The organism is Thauera sp. DNT-1, from assembly GCF_055393985.1.
The window spans coordinates 2,808,541-2,827,150 of the sequence record NZ_AP043752.1 but is presented as its reverse complement, the minus strand read 5'-3'; the positions used below and the strand labels follow the sequence as shown (position 1 = coordinate 2,827,150).

Sequence of the window (18,610 nt, the reverse complement as noted above, 5' to 3'; positions counted from 1 at the left end):
CGTCGGTTTACTCGTAAGCGCTCCACGAACCCCATCCTTCCCGGGCTCTTTACGCCGTGATCAACTGCTCAGCCTTGAGATTCCAGGGCAGGAGGGCCTCGAAATGTTCGACGTTGGTCGCGGTGGGCAAGGCGCGCAGCACGTGGCGCAGCCACAGATACGGCTCGAAGCCGTTGGCCTTGGCGGTTTCGACCAGCGAGTAGAGGAGTGCGCTGGCACGCGCACCGGCCTGAGTGTCCGAGAAGAGCCATGCCTTTCTCCCGACCACGAAGGGACGGATGGCGTTTTCGGCGGGGTTGTTGTCGATCGGCAGATCGCCGCGCTCGAGGTAGCGCGTCAGACGCGGCCACTGCCGATGCAGGTAGCCCAGGGCACCCCCGAGCACCGAGGTGGGCGGCACGGTGGGGAGCACTTGGTCGAGCCAACGGCGCAGTTCGTCGATGACGGCGCGGCTTCTGCTCTGGCGTAGCGCCAGGCGCTGGGCGTCGTTCAGTTCGCGCGCGTCCTTCTCGATGGCGTAGAGCTTGCCGATCAGGGCCAGCGCTTCGTGGGCGCGGCCGCGCTTGCCGGCAGGCAGCACCTTGCTGGCATCGACGAAACGACGTCGCGCGTGCACCCAGCAACCGAGCCGGGTCACCCCTTCGGTGAAGGCAATTGCGCCGTAGCTCTCGAGCCCGTCGGCCATCAGATGCCCCTTCCAGCCTTCGAGCAGGCGTAAGGGCACCGCCTGCGCGCGGCTCGGATCGTACTCGAAGAGGACCACCGGCTTGCCCGGCGGTCCGCCGCGCTGCACCCACATCTGGCTCTTGCTCGTGGCTGCCCGGCCAGGCTCCTTGAGCACCTGCACCGGGGTTTCGTCCATGTGGATGACGTCGTGCCCGAGCAGCACGTCGCGCATCAGGTTGGCGAGCGGCTGCAGCGCCTGGGCGGTACCGATCACCCAGCGCGCCAGGGTCTGGCGCGGCACAAGCACGCCTGCGCGAGCGAGCACGTACTCGAAACGCGCCAGCGGCAGCCCATCGACGTACTTGATGACGATCAGCAAGGCCAGCAGGTCGTTGCTGGCGTTGCTCTTGGGCAGCACCTGCGCCGGGGCGCGGGCGGTGACCGGCGCCTGGTCGCCCTCGGGGCAGCCGTAGCGCTTGCGGATATGGCGCAGCACACGCACCTGCATCGGGACGATGTCGAGCTGTTCGCTGACGTCCTGGCCGATCTCGACCATGGGCGTGCCGCAGGCGCAGGTGCGCTCGGCCTCGGGGACGTCATGGACGACGTCGATGCGCGGCAGCTCGATGGGCAAGGGCTTGCGCTTACCACGCGCCTTCTTCTTGCCGGTGTCGGCGGACGCCTCACCCGTCGTCTCGGTGGCCGGCGGCGGCAAGGTTGCGGTGTCGAGCGCCTCGGGTGCGGACTCGGCCAGCGCCTCGGCCTCGTCGAAGAGCCAGGCCTGGCCCGCGTGCGATTCGCTGCTGGGCCCGAACATGCGCCGACGCGCCAGGCGAAGCTGCTCGTAGAGCTCGAGGATGCGTGCCTCGAAGGCCTTTTGCAGTTCAGCCTCCCGCGCATCGAAGGCTCTTTGGCGTTCAGCCTCCCGCGCATCGAAGACTTTCTGGAGTGCGGCCTCACGGGCCTCGAAGGCTGCCTGCCGTTCGGCTTCACGCGTCTCGAAGGCACGCTGCTGTGCCAGCAACAAGGCTTTGAGCGTTGCTGGATCGTCGGGCAACAGCTCGGCCAGGACGGATGCGCACACGCCAACGGAAGGGTTCGAGCGAGGGGCGGCGGTACGTTGCGGCATGCCGGAATTATACCCGATCACGCTACGTAACTGATTGGTATTGCAGCGTTTTATGCGGCCTTGCCGCCCACAGATCGAAGCCCTCAAGCAGCCATTCGAGCTCCTTCATCGTCAGTACGCAGGTGGGCTCGCCCGCCTCGGCCGCCGGCCAGGCGAAGCGCTCGGCTTCGAGCCGCTTGTACCAGAGGCAAAAGCCGTTGCGGTGCCAGTACAGCGCCTTGAGCTTGTCGCGGCGACGGTTGATGAACAGGTACAGTGCGTCGCCGAACGGGTTCAGCCCCAGCTCCTGCTCGACCAGTGCCGACAGTCCGCCGATGGATTTGCGAAAGTCGATCGCCGGCCGGTACAGATACACCGCACCGATCGAATGCCCCGGGTGCATCAGCGCCCCCGCTCGGCAAGGGCCACCGACAGCGCGGCCAGCCAGTCGACGCCGGGCAGCATCGCGCATTCGAGCCGCAACTGCGCGTCGATCACCACCGTGCAGCCCGCGCGGGGCGTCATCGAGGGTTCGATCTGGATCGGGACGAATCCGCCAAGCTTGGCGCGGCTACGACGGCCACCGGCCACCAGGCGCTTGCGCCACTGGTAGAGCGCCTGCGGCGACAGCCCCTCGCGCTCGGCGTACGCCTTCGTGGTGATGCCCTCGGCTTCGATTGCCGACAGGTGCGACAACCAGAACGTACTGCGCTCCGACATGCTCGTGCTCCCCGAAAAACGGAAGCCGAAGCATGAGGGCTCAACGGGGGCTACGTAAGGATGGGGTTCGTGGAGCGCTTACGTTTACTCTGAATGGCACCTACTACTGTTTTCAGTTCCGAACAAGTCCTTGAGTCAATTGACGGATATCGCTTTCGTCGAGCGTTTCCCGCGCCAGCAGCTCGCGCGCACAGCGCTCCAGCACCGCGCGGTTGATGTCGAGAATCCGGTAGGCGCGCTCGAACACGCCCATCACGATGTCGCGGATAGCCTGATCGATGCGCGCCTGGGTCGATTCGGCCACCCGGCAACCGCCGTGGGCCAGTTCAGGTGTATCGAGAAAGCGGGGCCGCTGCGCCTCGAAGGCGATGTAGCCCAGTCCTTCGTCCATGCCAAAGCGGGTGATCATGTCGCGGGCAATGTCGGTGGCCCGTGCGAGGTCATCGGCAGCCCCGGTGGACAGCTCGCCGAACACGAGCTTCTCAGCCGCGCGCCCTCCCAGGAGCACGGCGATCTTGTGCTCCAGGTCGGCACGTGTCATCAGAAATCGGTCTTCGGTGGGCCGCTGCAGGGTGTAGCCGAGTGCACCGATGCCACGCGGAACGATTGAAATCTTGTGTACCGGATCGGTGCCGGGCAGCGCCAGCGCCACCAGCGCATGCCCCATCTCGTGATAGGCCACGGTTTCCCGCTCCTTCGGATTGAGCACACGGTTCTTCCTTTCCAGGCCGGCCACGATGCGCTCGATGGCGGCGGTGAAATCCTGCAACTCCACGGCGGATGCTTTGCGCCGGGTCGCGGCCAGCGCGGCCTCGTTGACCAGGTTCGCGAGGTCTGCACCCGAAAAGCCCGTGGTCAGCGCCGCCACCTGTTCGAGATCGATATCCTGAGCCAGCGTCACCTTCTTGACGTGGACTTTCAGGATGTCCAGCCGTCCCTTCTTGTCGGGCCGGTCCACCAGCACCTGACGGTCGAAGCGACCGGCGCGCAGCAGCGCCTGGTCGAGGATTTCGGGGCGGTTGGTGGCGGCGAGGATGATCAGCCCGACCGAGCTGTCGAAGCCGTCCATCTCCGTGAGCAGCTGGTTGAGGGTCTGCTCGCGCTCGTCGTGGCCGCCGATGGGGCCGCCGACGCCGCGCGCGCGGCCCAGCGCATCGAGCTCGTCGATGAAGATGATCGCCGGCGCCTGCGCACGCGCCTGTTCGAACAGGTCGCGCACACGGGCCGCACCCACGCCGACGAACATCTCGACAAACTCTGATCCGGAGATGGAGAAGAAGGGCACCGCCGCCTCGCCGGCAACAGCCTTGGCCAGCAATGTCTTGCCGGTGCCCGGTGGGCCGACCAGCAACACGCCCTTGGGAATGCGCGCCCCGAGCCGTCCATACTCCTGCGGATTCTTGAGGAAATCGACGATCTCAACCAACTCCGCCTTGGCTTCATCGACGCCAGCGACATCGGCAAAGGTCACGCCAGTGTTCTTCTCCATGAATACCTTGGCACGGCTCTTGCCGATGCTCAGGAAGCCACCCATGCCCTGCTTCTCGGCGAAGCGGCGGAACAGGAAGAACCAGACGCCGAAGAAGGCCACCGCCGGCAGAATCCAGGAGAGCACATCACGTAGCCAGGTGCTTTCCACCACCCGCGCATAGGGCACGTCGTACTTGGACAGCCGCTCGGCCAGGTCGGGTTCGACACGGGTGGCCACGATGGTGGTCTTGCCCCGGCTGTCCGGCGATTTCAGGCGCCCGGTGACCGTGCGGTCCGACACCAGCACTTCGGCGACGCGCCCCTCGGCCAGCGCCTTCTCGAATTCGCTGTAGGGCACGGGCTCGACGGTCTTGGCCGCCTGCCAGTAGTTCTGCAGCGTCAGCAGCAACAGGCCGGCGACGATCCAGTAGCCAATGTTCCATTGATCTTTCTTTTCCATGGGCAATGTTCCTCGCAAGTCGTGTCGCTAGAGAATGGGGGTGAACAGACGGGCCACCCCGTCGCGCAAGCGGATGGCCAGCGGGCGGGCGCGCAACGCCTTCGCCGATATCTCGCCCGACGCATCACGAGCGGCATCAAAAAGGGATTCCAGCCGCGTAGACAGCGCGGTGTCGTACACCTCCACATTGAACTCGAAGTTGAGGCGCAGGCTGCGCGCATCCCAATTGGCCGAACCCAGGCAGCACCACTGGCCGTCTATCAGCATCAGCTTGCTGTGGTCGAACGGGCCAGGCCGTTCGAAGATGCGTACACCGTGCTCCAGCACCTGCCAGTAGTGGGCGCGCGCGGCCCATTGCACCGTGGGATGGTCGCCGTTTGCGGGCGTCAGCACCTCGACGCGCACGCCGCGCAACGCGGCCGTGCTCAGCGCCGCGATCATCGGCTGATCGGGCACGAAGTAAGGTGTCCAGATGCGCACCGAATGCTTCGCCGCGCTCAAAGCGCCCATGAAGGTCCAGCGCATCCTGTCCAGGGCCTCATCGGGACCGGCCTCGATGCCGCGCGCCCAAGAGGTTCCTTGCTCATCAGCCGTTGCGGGCGGTTCGCCCCAGAAACCCTTGCTGAGCCGCTCGCCCGTGGTATCGCACCAATCATCGGTGAAGCACCGCATCAGATGCGCAACCACCGGCCCGCGCAGACGAAAGTGCAAATCGTGACAGGCCCGGTCCGGCGCATCGGGCCGCCAATACGGGCTGAAGATGTTCATGCCGCCGGTGAAACCCGTCTTGCCATCGATCACCAGCAGCTTGCGGTGATTGCGCAGATGCGCGCCATGCAGGCGCGCGGGAATCAATGTCGGGTTGAACGTCGCCGCCGGAACGCCGGCGCGCTGCAAGGCGCGGTAGGCGCTGCGGGGCGTCCAGCGGGCATACACGTCGTCGATCAGCACCCGCACTTGCACGCCGCGCTCATGAGCCCGGCGCAGCGCATCGACGAACTGCGCCCCGATGCCTTGGCTGTCGAAGATGTACGAGGCCAAGGCGACGCTGTGCCTGGCCGATTCGATGGCGGCGAGCATGGCCGGGTAGGCCTGCTCGCCATCGACAAGCGGCTCGATGCGGTTGCCGCCGGTCAGCGACTGGCCGGTGGCGCGTCCCACCAGGTGGGCCAGACCGGCAAGCGGCGGCGATACAGCCTCGGGCATCGTGGGCGAGAGGTCCTGCCGAACAGCAGGATCTGCCCCCGGGAAGAGCCGCCGCGCCCGCCGCTGGTAACGGTTGATGCCGAACAGCCCATACAGCAGCGAACCGCCCAGCGGCAACAGCGCGATCAGCAGCACCCACAGCGTGGCCGATCGAGGGTCACGCTTGTAGATGACCGCGTGCCCCGCTGTGGGGATAGCGACCGTCAGCGACACGAGGGTGGCTGCCCATGTCAGCCCGTTGGGGTCGGACACGACAGCCTCCCATCGCTCAAGATTCGCCGCCCGCTGACTTCTTCTTGCGCGCAGGCTTGCTCGCGTCGCTAGGCGGTGCCTCGGCCACGTTCGCGGCATCGGGCTTCTCAGGCTCGGCCGGCTTCGCGGGTGGCTCCTGGCGCTCGAAGACCACCCGTTCGGCCTTGTCGTCCCAGCGGGCGCTGGCGTGATCGGCCTTGCCGATACCGCCACCCAGCATCTCGCGCGCCAGTGCCGTCTCCAGCTCGCTGCGGATCAGCCGCTTGAGCTCACGCGCGCCGAACTCGGGCTTGTAGCCTTCCTCCGCGAAGTGATCGATCAAGGTCTGATCGAAGGTCAGCGTCACGCCCTGGCTGGCGGCGTTGCGGGCCACACGATCGAGCTGCAGGCCGACGATATGGCGGATCTCCTCCTTGCCCAGCGCATGGAAGACGATGATCTCGTCGATGCGGTTGAGGAACTCGGGGCGGAAGTGTCCGCGCAGCACGTCCATCACCTCGGACTTGGTCTTCTCGTATTCCTCGCCGGCGGCGCCACGGGCCTTCAGCCGACGCTGGATGATGTCCGAGCCCAAGTTCGAGGTGGCGATGATGATGGTATTGGTGAAATCCACCACCCGGCCCTTGCCGTCGGTGAGCCGCCCGTCGTCGAACACCTGCAGCAGGATGTTGTAGACGTCGGGGTGCGCTTTTTCGATCTCGTCCAGCAGCAACACGCTGTAGGGCTTGCGACGCACCTTCTCGGTGAGCTGGCCGCCCTCGTCATAGCCCACATAACCCGGAGGCGCGCCCACCAGGCGTGCCACGGTATGGCGTTCCCCGTACTCGGACATGTCGATGCGCAGCAGCGCACCTTCATCGCCATAGATGGACTCGGCCAGCGCCTTGGCGAGCTCGGTCTTGCCCACGCCAGTCGGCCCGAGGAACAGAAAAGTCGCCACCGGCTTGCCGCCTTCGCGCAGGCCCGCCCGCGACAGCCGCACGGCATCGGCCACCGCGCGCACCGCTTCGTCCTGGCCCACCAGGCGCTCGTGCAGCCGCTGCTCCAGATGCAGCAGCTTCTCGCGCTCTTCCACCGTCAGCTCGTTGACCGGAATGCCGGTCAGGCGCGAGACGATCTGCGCGACATGCTCGGCCTTGACTTCGGCGCTGCCCGAGGCGCGCTCGCGTTCCCATTCCTCGACAAGCTTCTTGAGTTCGGCCTCTTTGGCCTCGATGTGCTTGCCCAGCTCGGCGGCCTTGTCGTATTGCTTGCGCGAGGCCACATAGTCCTGCTCACGCCGCAGCTGGTGCAGTTCGGACTCCAGCTCTTGCACCGCCACCGGGCGGGCCGTGGCCGACAGCTTCACGCGTGCGGCCGCCTGGTCGAGCAGGTCGATGGCCTTGTCAGGCAAAAAGCGCGCGGTGATGTAGCGGTCCGACAACTCGGCGGCGGCGATGATCGCATCCTCGGTGATGCTGACCTTGTGGTGCGCCTCGAAGGTGTCGCGCAGGCCGCGCAGGATCATCATGGTCTGCGCTATCGTCGGCTCGGGCACCATCACCGGCTGGAAGCGACGCTCCAGCGCGGCGTCCTTCTCGATGTACTTCTGATACTCGTTGAGCGTGGTAGCGCCGATCAGGTTCAGTTCGCCGCGCGCCATCATCGGCTTGAACACGTTGGCCACGTCCAGCCCGCCTTCGCCGCCACCCTGGCCTGCACCGACGATGGTGTGCACCTCGTCGATGAAGAGAATCAGCTCGCCCTGGTGCTCGGTCACTTCCTTGAGAACCTTCTGCACGCGCTCCTCGAACTCGCCGCGGTACTTGGCGCCTGCCACCATGGCGTTGATGTTGAGTTCGACCAGACGCTTGTCGCGCAGCGTCTCGGGCACTTCGCCGGCGACCATCCGCTGCGCCAGCCCTTCGACAATGGCGGTCTTGCCGACGCCGGGCTCACCGATCAACACCGGGTTGTTTTTCTTGCGCCGGGCCAGCACCTCGATGGTGGTCTCGATCTCCTGCGCACGGCCGATGACTGGATCGAGTTTGCCCTCGCGCGCCATCTTGGTGAGGTCGCGCGAGTATTTATCCAGCTCGGGCGTGTTGGTCGGCGTCTCGGCGCGGCCATCCTCGGCCCCTTTGCCGACCACCTTGCTTACCTGCTGGCGCAGCGCTTGCGGCGTGAGGCCGTAACGGCGCAGCAGGTTGGCCGCCAAGCCTTCGCCTTCCTCGGCGAGCCCGATCAGGAAATGCTCCGGCCCGACATAAGAGTGGCCGAGTTCGTTGGAGGCCACGAAAGCACGGCTGAGCGCGTCCTTGACCCGGGGCGACACGCCGATCTCGCCCTCGAACGGCTTATCGCCGCGCTTGGCTTCGGATTCGATCTGGCGCTTGAGGTCATCGACCTTGATCTTGAACTGCCCCAGGATGGTCTTGACCACGTCGCTGTCGGATAGCGCCAGCAGCAGGTGTTCGGTATCGACTTCGGCGCGCCCGAACTCTGCAGCGTGTCGGGCGGCCTCCTGCAATAGGGCCTCGGACTGTTCGCTGATACGGCTGGCGAGCCCACTGCCGCGACGGCGCGCGGTGCCCGTACCGGCCGGGGCGGGTTCGCCGAACGAGGCATCGACGACCTCGTCGGTATCGGCCGCCATGGACGGTGCGTCGTCACCGATGCGGAAGAAGTCGCTGCCAAGGAAGTCTTCGAACAGCCCGCTGCGCGAGCCGAACAAGGCTTCCAGCGGTGAGACGGTGCGCTTTTGCTGGCGCACCAGTTGGCGATAGTGATCGTCACACAACAGCATGGTGCTGTGGCGACCATTGAGATTGGCTTCCACCCGCACCGTGGCGGGCTGGCCGCAGACTTGGCATTGTTTTCTGGCCATGCTGATGCTCCTGTAAAGATTGATCTGACGAGGCACCGCCGATCACGGTGCCTCATCTCTTTGTGGTTTTTGAGAAAAACGCGCTGCCCCGCGTCAGCCGTTGATCGGGATCGAGCGCCCCTGCTTGGGCGTACTGGCCTCGCGCTTTTCCATCGTGATCGTGAGTACGCCGTTCTTGAAAGCGGCCTTGATCGTGTCCTGGTTGGCATCGGCCGGCAGGTTCAGAGCGCGCTGAAAGCTGCCGTAGGAGCGCTCCACCCGGTGGAAACCGCCGTCTCTCGTTTCCTGCTCCTGACGCTTTTCACCGCGCACCAGCAGCACGTCGTTGTCGAGCGTGATCTGGATGTCTTTTTCCTCGACGCCGGGTACTTCCAGGGCGATCTTGTACTGCTTGTCGGTCTCCTGGATGTCCAGCGCCGGCTTCAGCATGCCCGGCCAGTCCGACGGCCAGCGTGGCATGGCCAGCGTCGGGAAACCGAAGCCTCGAAACGCGTCGTCGAACAGGCGATCGATCTCGCGATGCAATTGCAGGATGGGACTGACGGGCCCACCCGCTACCGGCAGGTCATTGCGCTGCACCGGCAGCGAGGCAGTGCTCTGTTGTTCTTCCTGCTCCTTCTTGAACCAGTTCCAGGGAGCCAACTTCTTGAAATCAATGTCCATGTCACACCTCCAGAAGAAAAATTGAAGACTCTCGCTCACTCCGTTTGCCTGCGGCTATGGATAGCGCGCCCAGGCAACACGGGATGTTTCGCTGACTTCGGCTGCTCATCTGTGCGTAACACCTCCTTCTTTCTGCCTGCTTGGATCTGATCATTGATCCATCGATCGATTTCACTTGGACGAAACCGCCATGTCCCGCCGACCTTGAAGGCCGGAATTTCCCCTGCGCGGCGAGCCGGTAAAGCGTCCGCTTGCCGACCTTTAAGTAGGTAGCCAACTCGTCGAGTGTGAAGATCGCCTGCTGGCGCGCTGTCATACCACCCCCACAAGTTACGCCTTCGTACAGCCTCAATCGAGGATTTTTTTCAAGACGCTGCAAGATGTCGCGCCTAACATGCAGAAAATCAAGAGTCAACATTCAGTGATCTGCTGGCCGATTGATGTGACTCAATCGTAAGCAGCCAGGAAACAAATGTTGGCTGCCACCGCGATGGTGCTCCCCAAGTCATCAATCTGCAGCCATGTGAAAAGGGAAGTCCATGAACGAGATTGCCCGAGTCGGGGTGGATCTGGCCAAGCGGGTTATCTAGCAGCCTGTCGGACTACCCCCTGTAAAATGCCCCATCGCCCCCGGATCCTAAGAGCATGAGCCGCTTCCGCCCGATCGACCGCCAGACGGACTACCTGCTGCCGCCCTCGGTACAGGAGTGGCTGCCCGAAACGCACCTGGCGCGCTATGTGGTCGACGTGGTCGAGGCGCTGGACCTGTCGGCGCTGGAGCGGGCGTATGCGGGGCGTGGGAGCGATGCCTACCACCCGGCGATGCTGCTGTCGCTGCTGATCTACGGCTACGCGACGGGGACGCATTCGAGCCGCCGGATCGAGCGGGCGACATACGATTCGCTGGCGTTTCGGTTCATCGCCTGCAACCAGCACCCGGACCACGACACCCTGGCGAGTTTCCGGCGCCGCTTCGGCGAACAGTTCGCCGAGCTCTTCGTGCAAGTGCTGCAGGTCGCACGCGAGAACCAGCTCTCACGCTTTGGCACGGTCAGCCTGGACGGCACCAAGCTGCACGCCAACGCCTCCCGGCACAGTGCGCTGTCTTACGGGCACGCGCAGAAGATCGAAGCGCAGCTCAAAGCCGAGGTGCAGGAGATGCTCAAGCTGGCCGAGGCCGCCGATCAAGGCAATGTGCCTGAGGGGGTGGATTTGCCGGCGGAGATCAAGCGGCGCGAAGACCGTCTGGCGGCCATCGCGACGGCCAAAGCCAAGATCGAGGCCCGCGCGAAGGAACGTTTCGAGCGCGAGCAAGCCGAGTACGAGGCGAAGATGGCCAAGCGCAAGGCCAAGCAGGCGAGCACGGGCAAGAAGCCCGGTGGCAAGCCCCCCAAGCCCCCGCAGACGGGGCCACAGGCCGAGGATCAGATAAATCTGACCGATGAAGACTCGCGCATCATGAAGGTGGCGGGCGGTGGTTTCGAGCAGTGCTACAACGCGCAAGCTGTGGTCGATACCGAATCGATGCTGGTGGTGGCGCCCCACATCACCACCGCCGGTAACGACAAGGAGCAGGTCGCGCCGATGCTCGAGTGCATCCAGGCACTGCCCGATGGGCTCAATCAACCCGCGCGGCTGCTGGCCGACACCGGCTTTTACAGCGAACGCAACGTCCAGCACTGCCACGACGCCGGGGTCGAGCCGCTGATCGCAGTGGGGCGCGATGCGCATCATCCGGATTGGCGCAGCCGCTTCGAGGAGCCCGCACCGCTCGAGACGCCCACCTCCCACGTCGAGCAGATGAAGCACGCCCTCAAGACCCAGACCGGTCGCGCCGCCTACGCGCTGCGCAAACAGACCGTCGAGCCGGTGTTCGGCATCATCAAGTCCGTGATGGGTTTCCGTCAGTTCCTGCTGCGCGGTGTTGGCAACGTGCGCAACGAATGGACGCTGGTCTGCCTCGCGTGGAACTTCAAGCGCATGGCCGTATTGCGTCTGCAGTGAGAAAAAACGACAGGACCATGGCGATTTCACGCGAAAAAGGCGCTTTCGGCTCTGAAATGCCGATTATTTTTCACATCATGAAAACCCGCCTGCCGGTACGCCGTCCGCCGGCTTCAAGTCCGACAGGCTGCTAGGCGAGTGGATTGGGCGGCTTGATGTCTCGAAAGCCGGTGCACAGCGCATCTTCGTCTATAACGTTCAGAATGGTAACGCGAAGGACTTGGTGACATCGCTCCGGCAGGTGCTGACTGGGGAAATGCAGACTACAGCGACTACCAGCCCATCGACGTCCTCGTTGCCGCAGCCGCAGATGCCCGGCTTGCCATCGCCCTCGATATCGCCCTCAGCATCGGGCCCCCAGGCGAACATTGGCAGGCTGGTGGCGATCGAGGAGAACAACTCGTTGATGTTTTACGGCACTGAGGACGAGTTCCGTGTGATCCAGGAAGCGCTCAAGCAGATCGACGTGTTACCGCGCCAGGTCATGATCGAAGCGTTTCTGGCCGAGGTGACCCTGAACAACAACCTGCGCTATGGCGTGCAATGGTTTTTCGACTCGAGTGAGAACACCGTGACCCTGAGTGCGACCGACACCGGCTCGGTCGCTTCGCAGTTCCCGGGTTTCTCTTATGGGCGGCTCGAAAAACCTCTGCACCGCCCGCCCTTGGTAAAATTACATCGTCCTGAACCCTGCAGCCTGTACCGATGAAACCGCGTAGCGCTATCAAGACTGACCTGTTCGCTGACGAGCATCACCGCAAGAAGATCGACTCGCTGGGCGACCCGCTGGCCGACATCGAGTCGCACATCGACTTTGTGGCGTTGGCGGCCGAGGTGGATGAGGTTGCGCCGCGTCCGGTGAGCGCGCAGGGCGGGCGTCCGCCGTACCCGACCGAGACGATGGTACGGATCCTGGTGCTCAAGCGCCTGTACAACCTGTCCGATGAGCAGATGGAGTACCAACTGCTCGACCGCATGAGCTACAAGCGCTTCTGCGGACTGGCGAACGCGACCAACGTCCCGGACCGCACCACGGTGTGGACCTTCGAGAACCGGATCGGTGAAGCGGGCGCCAAGGCGCTCTTTGACGGTGTCTCGGCGCAGTTGCTGAAGAAGGGTTTCATCGCGCGCGGCGGTCAGATCATCGACGCCACTTTGGTCCCCGCCCCCAAGCAGCACAACAGCCGGGGCGAGAAGGCGCTGATCGAGCACGGTGCGATGCCGGCTGACTGGAAGCCGGCCAAGCGCCGCCAGAAGGACATCGATGCGACCTGGACGAAGAAGCACGGCAAGAGCCACTTCGGCTACAAGCTCTCGATCAACGTCGACAAGAAATACAAGATCATTCGCCGGATCGAGACCGACACGGCGAGTACGCACGACAGCCAGCACTTCGACAACGTCTTCGATGCGGGCAACACGAGTCGGGACGTCTATGCCGACCGGGGCTACCCGTCCGAGGGGTGTGAAGCCTGGCTGAAGGAGAACGGCTTCCGTAACCAGATCCAGAGGAAGGGCAAGCGCAACAAGCCGCTGTCCGAGTGCCAGCAGCGGCGTAACCAGCGCATCGCCAAAACACGCGCCCGGGTCGAGCATGTCTTTGCCGCCATCGATCAGATGGGCGGCAAGTTGCTGCGTACCATCGGCCAGGCCCGGGCGAACTTTGCGATGACGATGATGGCCGCCTGCTACAACCTGAAGCGGCTGGTCTACTTCCGGAAGGCCGGAATCGAGGCCTTCTGATGCCCGAAATGGGCCGAATCGCCGATACCCGGGGCGATTCGAGGCAAAAACGGGGCAACGTCGCCGAGAAACGCGGTGGTTTGCCAGAGAAATTGGGTCGAACTCGGTCACGGGCATCATTACGCGGCAGGATTCACTGAAAACCTCGGGTTATTCGAGGTGCCCTTATGTGTATTCGGGGAAGGCAAATGCACGCATCGTCCTCAATGCCCTGCAATCCAAGACGGAAGTGAAGATCCTCTCGGCGCCCAAGATATCCGTGCTGAACAACCAGAAGGCAAGCCTGCAGGTGGGCGACCAAGTGCCCATCGTGACGCAGACTTCTCAGGGCACGGACGCGGGCGGCGCTCCGATCATCAGCACGATCCAGATGCGCGACACGGGGGTTATCCTGGAGGTGACGCCCCGGGTCAATGACAATGGGAATGTGATCCTTGATGTCATGCAGGAAGTGAGCGAGGTTGCTCAAACCACCTCTTCTGGCATCGACTCGCCGACCATACAGCGAAGGAAGATCCACAGCGTCGTCGCGACGCGCGACGGCTTCACGGTGGCGCTCGGCGGCTTGATCCGAGAGAGTGGCGGTGTCGGAAACAGCGGCATCCCATTGCTCAAGGACATGCCCGTGGTCGGCAACCTGTTCAGGAACAACACCTCCGATACTCGCCGCACCGAGCTGGTGGTCTTGCTCGTTCCGCATGTGATGCGCAATCAGATGGAAACCCAGTCGGTCGTCGATGCGCTGGTTGACGGCCTCGATGCAGCTTCCCAGCTCGCCGAGCATGCACGCCCACTCGTGCGGCCTCGTGCGCAGTAAAGGCTTTGTCCTCCTGCATACGTTGTGGCTACTTCTCGTAGCGGCAACACTTGTTGCCGGCTCGATGGCCACGGTCTTCTATTCGACCGAGGAGCTTGCGATTTCGGAACAGCGGCTCAGCATGGACCTTGCGCACGAGTCTGCCGTCGAGTTGGTCATCCACGACATTCTGGTCAACGGCAACCGAAGCCCCTGGATCGGCGACGGCGTCGTCACCCGGGACGTGAAGATCGCGGAGCGGGTGATCGGGGTTTCGGTTCAGCAGGCCACAGGACTCGTGGATCCGCTGACGTCCGATCCGAAGGTGCTCGACCGCCTGCTGGAACGCCTTGCTTTAGCCCCCTTGAGTCAAGGCTCCTCGGCCGAGAGATCAGCGATTGGAGCTCGCCCTGCCACCTACGCAGACCTTCAGGCAATGCTCGGCCTCGACCATGAGCGGTTTACCTGTCTATACCCGCACGTTACGCTTTACTCGAGCCGTGCAGAGCCGGACGAGCGGTATGCGTCGAGCCATCTTGCCGACCTTATCGGACTGAGATCTGGTCCGCTGGGCGAGCGCTCAATCCTGACTGACAGTCCTGTCCACAGCGTCGTTGGCAGGACGTTTCGTGTGAATGCGCTTGCCACCAACGAGCAAGGTGATGCTGCCGGGCTCTCCATCGAAGTCACGATCACCGGCCAAATCGATCCCAGCCATCTTGTTAGAAGCCGGAAACGCATCGCAACCGCAGCAGGAAAAACCATGAGGTGCGACAAGCACACGTAACGACGGGCGATCCCGAGACAACCGAACTGTGCACAAGTCCGCTCGGCAGTCCTTCGGCAACAACTTGCCGTTTGCACAGTTTTTCTGGGGGCCTACAACCGCCCGTTGTCCTTCTCCGCTGCGCTTACAATCATTGAAAGGTGCTTGAGCAAGCTCTGCGTCAATTGGTGAATGCTCGGCTCCCTAACCTGCACTACCAAAGCCGCGCTTTGGGCGTTCTGCTCCTCAATAATTGCCAGTTGACGAAGCGCCACGCCGCGCTCGATAACCTCGGCGAAGCACGCCCTGCGCTGGCGCACACGTCCTGCCTCATCAGAGAACAGCAGTTCCGGAAGCACCTCTCCATCCTCATCGACAGCAACCGCCAGCGAAAACACCGGGACAGCCCTCTCTTTGGGGTCTATCACCCGGATCGTTCTGTCCTTCTTGCCGCTTGCCGTGATCTCGCGACGAATCCGGGTCAGTGTCTTACGTACGAAGTGGGGTAGCGGAGGCTTCTTTTGCATCGGCGGACCAGCCTCGGGTTGCGTAGCCAAATCAATCCCGGCTGCATCCGATGAACCATCCGGCTCGCCAAACGCGACCTGCTCGATGCTGCCGTTGCTGCGTATCAAGAAAACCTCAGCGCTTGCAAAGCTCTCGATTTTCTCCTTCCAGACCGGTTTGCGCAGAAGGTCCGGAAAGCGCCTCTTGGTCGTAAAACCTCCGGAATGCTGCGACTTACGAGCACTGGGATCATCATCGACCGTCTTTGTTCGGAGCGAGATCTCGCTTACGTGACGAACGCCAGTCGCGTTCCGGCTACTTTCCGGGCTTCGTGCGCCTTGGGCGTTGCGCCGGGACGTTTCATAGGAAAGGGATCGAAACGGGAAGGCGTGCGAGCAGGAGCGAAGTTGATAAGCCAGGAACGTGGCTCTTGGTTCATCGCCAAAGGGCAACCAAACGCCAGTTACAGCGAGGTTCGTCTCGCCCTCGAACGGAAAGCCGGTATACGGGTAGGCCACCTGTCCACTTGCCGCAGCTTTCTGGCAGGAAATGTGGATGCCAGCCGCCGAGCGCCAGGCGAGTCGATCGCCAGCCATCCTGCCGACATCCGAGGCCGACGCCCCGGATATCCCGGGAGCGAGGACAAGGTGCATGTGCCGGGAGCCTGGATCGAACGATTTGCTCGACCACAGCGCCTCCGCGTTGAGCGGCATGGAAAAGAGCCGTTGGAGCAGGTTGCTCGACGAGCCGAAGTAGAAGCGGATGATCTCCACGCAAGGGATCAGCAGCCTGCGGTCGCCCCCCAACGAAACCGCCACGCAGTAAGCCTGCGTGTGAGGCCGATGCCACGGGTGGGCATGCAGTGGAATCAGAAATTTTTCGTCTACCGCCAGACCTGCTTTAACGAAGCTGGTGGTACCGGGCACGATCTGGACGCTTCGAAAGGTTTCGGCATGGTAACTCGGCGAGGCGATCAAACGACCGCCCTGCCACAGATCACCGATCGCCAGCAACGGCAATACCGCAACGGGCGCCCAGACCTCCCTCTGGTGCATGTGATCCGTGCCGCCAGGCTGCAAAAGCGCCTCAGCGTCATTCGGCTCGCACCGCAGCGGCGAAATCGCCACCTTGATGCTGGGTTGGGCGTAGCGTCGAACACTCCCGGGGTAGGCGCACTCGCCGAACCAGTCAAGACGCCAGACTCGTTCGTCCGGCGTCAGACTGGGGAAATTCGGGAGTGGGCTCATGGCCTGCAAATTTGCACGGATCGATGTTAATTTGCAGCGATCGATGTAAATTAGCTTTTATCGGTGGAATTTACATCAGACCACCCCGGCCCCGTGCGCCTGCTGGTCGGCCCAGTAGCTCGAGCGCACCATCGGGCCGCAGGCGGCGTTTCTGAAGCCCATCTTCAGCGCCTCGGTCTCGAACATCTTGAAGGTGTCCGGATGCACGTAGCGCAGCACCGGCAGGTGGCCGCCTGAGGGCTGCAGGTACTGGCCGATGGTGAGCATCTCGACGTCGTGCGCGCGCAGGTCGCGCATGACCTCGAGGATCTCGTCGTCGGTCTCGCCCAGGCCCACCATCAGGCCGGACTTGGTCGCCACGTCCGGATGGCGGGCCTTGAACTGCTTGAGCAGCTCGAGCGAATACGCGTAGTCCGAACCCGGGCGGGCCTGCTTGTACAGGCGCGGCACGGTCTCGAGGTTGTGGTTCATGACGTCGGGCGGGGCGGCGTCGAAGATGTCGAGCGCGATCTCCATGCGGCCGCGGAAGTCGGGCACCAGCACCTCGATGCGGGTACTCGGCGAGGCGGCGCGGGTCTCGCGGATGCAGTCGACGAAGTGCTGGGCGCCGCCGTCACGCAGGTCGTCGCGGTCCACCGAGGTGATCACCACGTAGTTCAGCCGCATCGCGGCGATGGTCTTGGCGAGGTCGCGCGGCTCGTCGGGGTTGAGCGGCTCGGGACGGCCGTGGCCGACGTCGCAGAACGGGCAGCGCCGGGTGCAGATGTCGCCCATGATCATGAAGGTGGCCGTGCCCTTGCCGAAGCATTCGTGGATGTTCGGGCAGGAGGCTTCCTCGCACACGGTGTGCAGCTTGTGGTCGCGCAGCGTGGCCTTGATCTCGTTGAAGCGCTCGGCCTCCATGCCGGCGCCGAGCTTGATGCGGATCCACTCGGGCTTCTTGAGGCGTTCGGCAGGGACGATCTTGATCGGGATGCGGGCGGTCTTGTCGGCGCCGCGCTGTTTGCGAGCGGGGGTTTCCATGTTCGCGGGTCTCTGTGGGTTTCCGGGTGGGAAAAGGTGCGGGAGTAAGGGCGGGCGCCATCCGCTCGGGGTGCGCGAGCGATCGGCCCGGGCGCTGGCGCTCTGCGGCGCCGCTGGGCGGATTATGGCCCGGCGCGTGCGCCCGCGGCAGCCCCCGGCGGCTGATCCGCCGCATCGGCGGTGCCGATGGGCGGCAGCAGGGCCTGCAGGTGGCCGAGCAGGCGCTCGCCGACCCCGTCCACGCTTGCATCGATGCCGAAATCCTTCATGCGGATCGTCTTCAGCCCCTCGTAGCCACAGGGGTTGATCCAGCCGAAGGGCGAGAGGTCGGCATCCACGTTGATCGCCAGGCCGTGATAGCTGCAGCCGTTGCGGACGCGCAGGCCGAGCGCGGCGATCTTGTCGCCGGCGATGTAGACGCCCGGCGCGCCATCCTTGCGTTCTGCGGCGAGGCCGTAATCGGCCAGGGTGTCGATGATCGCCTGCTCCATCAGGTGCACCAGCTCGCGCACCTTGAGCCTGCGCCGCGGCAGGTCCAGCAGCAGGTAGGCCACCAGCTGACCGGGGCCGTGATAGGTGATCTGGCCGCCACGGTCGATGCGCACCAGCGGAATATCGGCCGGGTTCTGCAGCAGGTGCTCGGGCTTGCCGGCCTGGCCGAGGGTGTACACCGGCGGGTGCTGCAGCAGCCAGATCTCGTCGGACGTGTCGGCGCCGCGCGCGGCGGTGAACACGCGCATCGCCTCGAGCGCCGGTGCGTACTCCACCAGGCCGAGGCGCTTGACGATCACAGCACCACCTTGACCATCGGGTGCGCGGTGAGCTCGCGGTACATCGCGTCCACCTGCACCTGCGACAGCGCGCGGAAGGTGCAGGTCACCGCGAGGTAATTGCCCTTGCTCGAGGGCCGCATCTCGGCGCCGGCAGGATCGAAGTCGGGCGCGTGGCGCAGCACCACCTCGATCACCGCCTGGGCGAAGCCGTCCACCCGCGCGCCCATCACCTTGATGGGAAAGTCGCAGGGATACTCGATCAGGCTCTGGCGCGTCTGCGCGTCCTGCTGGTCAGCCATGGCGGATCACCGTATTCGTGGATTCGCGGTCCGGAGCGCGC

The 18,610-nt window shown here is 64.0% G+C and carries 17 protein-coding genes and 1 pseudogene; 5 read left to right on the top strand and 13 right to left on the bottom strand.

All coding sequences use genetic code 11. The features are described 5' to 3' along the window. Positions 1 to 49: 49 nt before the first annotated feature. The 9 genes and pseudogenes from tnpC to ACZ5PP_RS12965 all read right to left on the bottom strand — a co-directional run. The gene (gene tnpC, locus ACZ5PP_RS13005) at positions 50 to 1,795 is read right to left on the bottom strand and encodes an IS66 family transposase (protein ID WP_012584783.1); all 1,746 of its coding nucleotides are present in this window, start codon (positions 1,793 to 1,795) and stop codon (positions 50 to 52) included. A gap of 22 nt (positions 1,796 to 1,817) precedes the next feature. Further along, entirely contained in the window at positions 1,818 to 2,177 is a 360-nt protein-coding gene (tnpB, locus tag ACZ5PP_RS13000) for an IS66 family insertion sequence element accessory protein TnpB (RefSeq protein WP_012584784.1), read from the bottom strand. Continuing rightward, the gene (tnpA, locus tag ACZ5PP_RS12995; protein ID WP_012584785.1) at positions 2,177 to 2,494 is read right to left on the bottom strand and encodes an IS66 family insertion sequence element accessory protein TnpA; all 318 of its coding nucleotides are present in this window, start codon (positions 2,492 to 2,494) and stop codon (positions 2,177 to 2,179) included. The genes tnpB and tnpA overlap by 1 nt, the downstream gene beginning before the upstream one ends. A 112-nt stretch (positions 2,495 to 2,606) precedes the next feature. Next, positions 2,607 to 4,424: an ATP-dependent zinc metalloprotease FtsH gene (ftsH, locus tag ACZ5PP_RS12990; RefSeq protein WP_464826118.1), complete on the bottom strand. Its 1,818-nt coding sequence runs from the start codon at positions 4,422 to 4,424 to the stop codon at positions 2,607 to 2,609. 27 nt (positions 4,425 to 4,451) lie between these two features. After that, a complete protein-coding gene (cls, locus tag ACZ5PP_RS12985; RefSeq protein ID WP_464826117.1) occupies positions 4,452 to 5,882 on the bottom strand; it encodes a cardiolipin synthase in 1,431 nt (476 codons plus the stop codon). 16 nt (positions 5,883 to 5,898) lie between these two features. Beyond that, complete coding sequence (gene clpK / locus ACZ5PP_RS12980; RefSeq protein ID WP_464826116.1) at positions 5,899 to 8,748, bottom strand: heat shock survival AAA family ATPase ClpK; 2,850 nt, start codon at positions 8,746 to 8,748, stop codon at positions 5,899 to 5,901. A gap of 93 nt (positions 8,749 to 8,841) precedes the next feature. Further along, the gene (locus ACZ5PP_RS12975; protein ID WP_104609725.1) at positions 8,842 to 9,411 is read right to left on the bottom strand and encodes an Hsp20/alpha crystallin family protein; all 570 of its coding nucleotides are present in this window, start codon (positions 9,409 to 9,411) and stop codon (positions 8,842 to 8,844) included. A 35-nt stretch (positions 9,412 to 9,446) separates the two neighbouring features. Beyond that, entirely contained in the window at positions 9,447 to 9,740 is a 294-nt protein-coding gene (locus tag ACZ5PP_RS12970; protein ID WP_464827056.1) for a helix-turn-helix domain-containing protein, read from the bottom strand. Continuing rightward, positions 9,674 to 9,829 (bottom strand): annotated as a pseudogene (locus ACZ5PP_RS12965) (hypothetical protein); the annotation flags it as partial. The gene ACZ5PP_RS12970 and the pseudogene ACZ5PP_RS12965, both read right to left, overlap by 67 nt. Before the next feature lie 227 nt (positions 9,830 to 10,056). Between ACZ5PP_RS12965 and ACZ5PP_RS12960 the strand changes: the two are divergent. From ACZ5PP_RS12960 to ACZ5PP_RS12940, 5 genes are all read left to right on the top strand, one after another. Then, positions 10,057 to 11,415 (top strand): IS1182 family transposase, encoded by a 1,359-nt coding sequence (locus ACZ5PP_RS12960; protein ID WP_002926673.1) that lies wholly within the window; start codon positions 10,057 to 10,059, stop codon positions 11,413 to 11,415. A gap of 223 nt (positions 11,416 to 11,638) precedes the next feature. Beyond that, a complete protein-coding gene (locus tag ACZ5PP_RS12955; protein ID WP_464827055.1) occupies positions 11,639 to 12,124 on the top strand; it encodes a secretin N-terminal domain-containing protein in 486 nt (161 codons plus the stop codon). Beyond that, complete coding sequence (locus ACZ5PP_RS12950; protein WP_464826115.1) at positions 12,121 to 13,158, top strand: IS5 family transposase; 1,038 nt, start codon at positions 12,121 to 12,123, stop codon at positions 13,156 to 13,158. Before ACZ5PP_RS12955 ends, ACZ5PP_RS12950 begins: the two co-directional genes overlap by 4 nt. Positions 13,159 to 13,327: 169 nt before the next feature. After that, positions 13,328 to 13,975: a type II secretion system protein GspD gene (locus ACZ5PP_RS12945; RefSeq protein WP_464826114.1), complete on the top strand. Its 648-nt coding sequence runs from the start codon at positions 13,328 to 13,330 to the stop codon at positions 13,973 to 13,975. After that, positions 13,941 to 14,741 (top strand): hypothetical protein, encoded by an 801-nt coding sequence (locus ACZ5PP_RS12940; RefSeq protein WP_464826113.1) that lies wholly within the window; start codon positions 13,941 to 13,943, stop codon positions 14,739 to 14,741. Before ACZ5PP_RS12945 ends, ACZ5PP_RS12940 begins: the two co-directional genes overlap by 35 nt. 92 nt (positions 14,742 to 14,833) lie before the next feature. Here the strand turns inward: ACZ5PP_RS12940 and ACZ5PP_RS12935 are convergent, their stop codons facing one another. The 4 genes from ACZ5PP_RS12935 to ACZ5PP_RS12920 form a co-directional block, all read right to left on the bottom strand. Further along, positions 14,834 to 16,474: a hypothetical protein gene (locus ACZ5PP_RS12935; protein WP_324539754.1), complete on the bottom strand. Its 1,641-nt coding sequence runs from the start codon at positions 16,472 to 16,474 to the stop codon at positions 14,834 to 14,836. A 75-nt stretch (positions 16,475 to 16,549) separates the two neighbouring features. After that, a complete protein-coding gene (gene lipA, locus ACZ5PP_RS12930) occupies positions 16,550 to 17,497 on the bottom strand; it encodes a lipoyl synthase (protein ID WP_012584312.1) in 948 nt (315 codons plus the stop codon). Positions 17,498 to 17,619: 122 nt separating this feature from the next. Further along, on the bottom strand, positions 17,620 to 18,288 hold the full coding sequence (gene lipB / locus ACZ5PP_RS12925; protein ID WP_464826112.1) for a lipoyl(octanoyl) transferase LipB: 669 nt from the start codon (positions 18,286 to 18,288) through the stop codon (positions 17,620 to 17,622). After that, positions 18,285 to 18,569, bottom strand: coding sequence for a YbeD family protein (locus ACZ5PP_RS12920; protein ID WP_138860777.1), 285 nt, complete (start codon positions 18,567 to 18,569; stop codon positions 18,285 to 18,287). Before ACZ5PP_RS12920 ends, lipB begins: the two co-directional genes overlap by 4 nt. Positions 18,570 to 18,610 lie beyond the last annotated feature (41 nt).